Source organism: Dietzia sp. DQ11-38-2 (genome assembly GCF_014145055.1).
Lineage (GTDB): Bacteria > Actinomycetota > Actinomycetes > Mycobacteriales > Mycobacteriaceae > Dietzia.
Genome location: NZ_JAALDW010000017.1, coordinates 1 through 2,500, shown reverse-complemented (window position 1 = coordinate 2,500; position 2,500 = coordinate 1). Strand labels below are relative to the sequence as shown.

Annotated in this window: 1 rRNA gene (cut by a window edge); it reads left to right on the top strand. The window is 56.0% G+C overall.

Features of this window, described 5'->3' with window-relative positions:
• A 23S ribosomal RNA gene (locus tag G6026_RS00685) occupies positions 1 to 2,443 on the top strand; it begins 656 nt to the left of the window's first position.
• Positions 2,444 to 2,500: the final 57 nt, after the last annotated feature.

Genomic DNA, 2,500 nt, shown 5'->3' with positions numbered 1-2,500 from the left:
ATGAGCCTGCGAGTTAGTGGTATGTCGCGAGGTTAACCCGTGTGGGGAAGCCGTAGCGAAAGCGAGTCCTAATAGGGCGATCGTAGTGGCATGCTCTAGACCCGAAGCGGAGTGATCTACCCATGGCCAGTGTGAAGCGACGGTAAGACGTCGTGGAGGCGCGAACCCACTTAGGTTGAAAACTGAGGGGATGAGTTGTGGGTAGGGGTGAAAGGCCAATCAAACTCCGTGATAGCTGGTTCTCCCCGAAATGCATTTAGGTGCAGCGTCGCATGTTTCACCTCGGAGGTAGAGCTACTGGATGGCCGATGGGCCCTACAAGGTTACTGACGTCAGCCAAACTCCGAATGCCGAGGTGTGAGAGTGTGGCAGTGAGACTGTGGGGGATAAGCTTCATAGTCGAGAGGGAAACAGCCCAGATCGCCGGCTAAGGCCCCTAAGCGTGTACTAAGTGGAAAAGGATGTGGGATCGCTGAGACAGCCAGGAGGTTGGCTTAGAAGCAGCCACCCTTGAAAGAGTGCGTAATAGCTCACTGGTCAAGTGGTCCTGCGCCGACAATTTAGCGGGGCTCAAGTACACCGCCGAAGCCGCGGCACTCACACGAGAACCTCCTCCGGGCAGGTGTGTGGGTGGGTAGGGGAGCGTCGTGTGGCCATAGAAGCGTCGGAGTGATCCAGGCGTGGAGGCCACACGAGTGAGAATGCAGGCATGAGTAGCGAATGACGAGTGAGAAACTCGTCCGCCGAATGATCAAGGGTTCCTGGGTCAAGCTAATCTGCCCAGGGTGAGTCGGGACCTAAGGCGAGGCCGACAGGCGTAGTCGATGGACAACGGGTTGATATTCCCGTACCCGTGTATGCGCGCCCATGGTGAATCAGTGATACTAACCGCCCTGAACGTCCTGGAGCATCCTTCGGGATGACGTGGACTGGATGCGCGGGACCTGATCTGGTAGTAGCCAAGCGATGGGGTGACGCAGGAAGGTAGCTGGGCCAGTCAGTGGTTGTACTGGTGTAAGAGTGTAGGCCGTGACATAGGCAAATCCGTGTCACATGAAGGCTGAGACTTGATGCGTACCCGTTGTGGGGAATTCAGTGATCCTATGCTGCCGAGAAAAGCCTCTAGTGAGTTCATACACGGCCCGTACCCCAAACCGACACAGGTGATCAGGTAGAGAATACCAAGGCGATCGAGAGAACTGTGGTTAAGGAACTCGGCAAAATACCCCCGTAACTTCGGGAGAAGGGGGGCCATGCCCGGTGAACACCCTCGCGGTGGGAGCTGGGTGTGGTCGCAGAGACCAGAGAGAAGCGACTGTTTACTAAAAACACAGGTCCGTGCGAAGACGTAAGTCGATGTATACGGACTGACGCCTGCCCGGTGCTGGAAGGTTAAGAGGACCGGTTAGCCGCAAGGCGAAGCTGAGAATTTAAGCCCCAGTAAACGGCGGTGGTAACTATAACCATCCTAAGGTAGCGAAATTCCTTGTCGGGTAAGTTCCGACCTGCACGAATGGCGTAACGACTTCTCTGCTGTCTCGACCACAGACTCGGCGAAATTGCATTACGAGTAAAGATGCTCGTTACGCGCGGCAGGACGAAAAGACCCCGGGACCTTTACTATAGCTTGGTATTGGCGTTCGATTCGGTTTGTGTAGGATAGGTGGGAGACTGTGAAGCATGCACGCCAGTGTGTGTGGAGTCGTTGTTGAAATACCACTCTGATCGTATTGGACGTCTAACCTCGGCCCATGATCTGGGTTAGGGACAGTGCCTGGTGGGTAGTTTAACTGGGGCGGTTGCCTCCCAAAGAGTAACGGAGGCGCCCAAAGGTTCCCTCAGCCTGGATGGCAATCAGGTGTTGAGTGCAAGTGCACAAGGGAGCTTGACTGTGAGACTGACACGTCGAGCAGGGACGAAAGTCGGGACTAGTGATCCGGCACCGGCAAGTGGAAGCGGTGTCGCTCAACGGATAAAAGGTACCCCGGGGATAACAGGCTGATCTTCCCCAAGAGTCCATATCGACGGGATGGTTTGGCACCTCGATGTCGGCTCGTCGCATCCTGGGGCTGGAGTAGGTCCCAAGGGTTGGGCTGTTCGCCCATTAAAGCGGCACGCGAGCTGGGTTTAGAACGTCGTGAGACAGTTCGGTCTCTATCCGCCGCGCGCGTAAGAAACTTGAGGAAGGCTGTCCCTAGTACGAGAGGACCGGGACGGACGAACCTCTGGTGTGCCAGTTGTTCCACCAGGAGCATCGCTGGTTAGCTACGTTCGGAAGGGATAACCGCTGAAAGCATCTAAGCGGGAAGCCTGTTCCAAGATGAGGTTTCTCACCACCTTGCGTGGTTAAGGCCCCCCACAGACCATGGGGTTGATAGGCCGGAACTGGAAGCGCAGCAATGCGTGGAGGTGACCGGTACTAATCGGCCGAGGGCTTACACACACTCAAGCCAAAAGAATCGCACCGCGTCCACTGTGCAGTATCTGAAACAACACACCC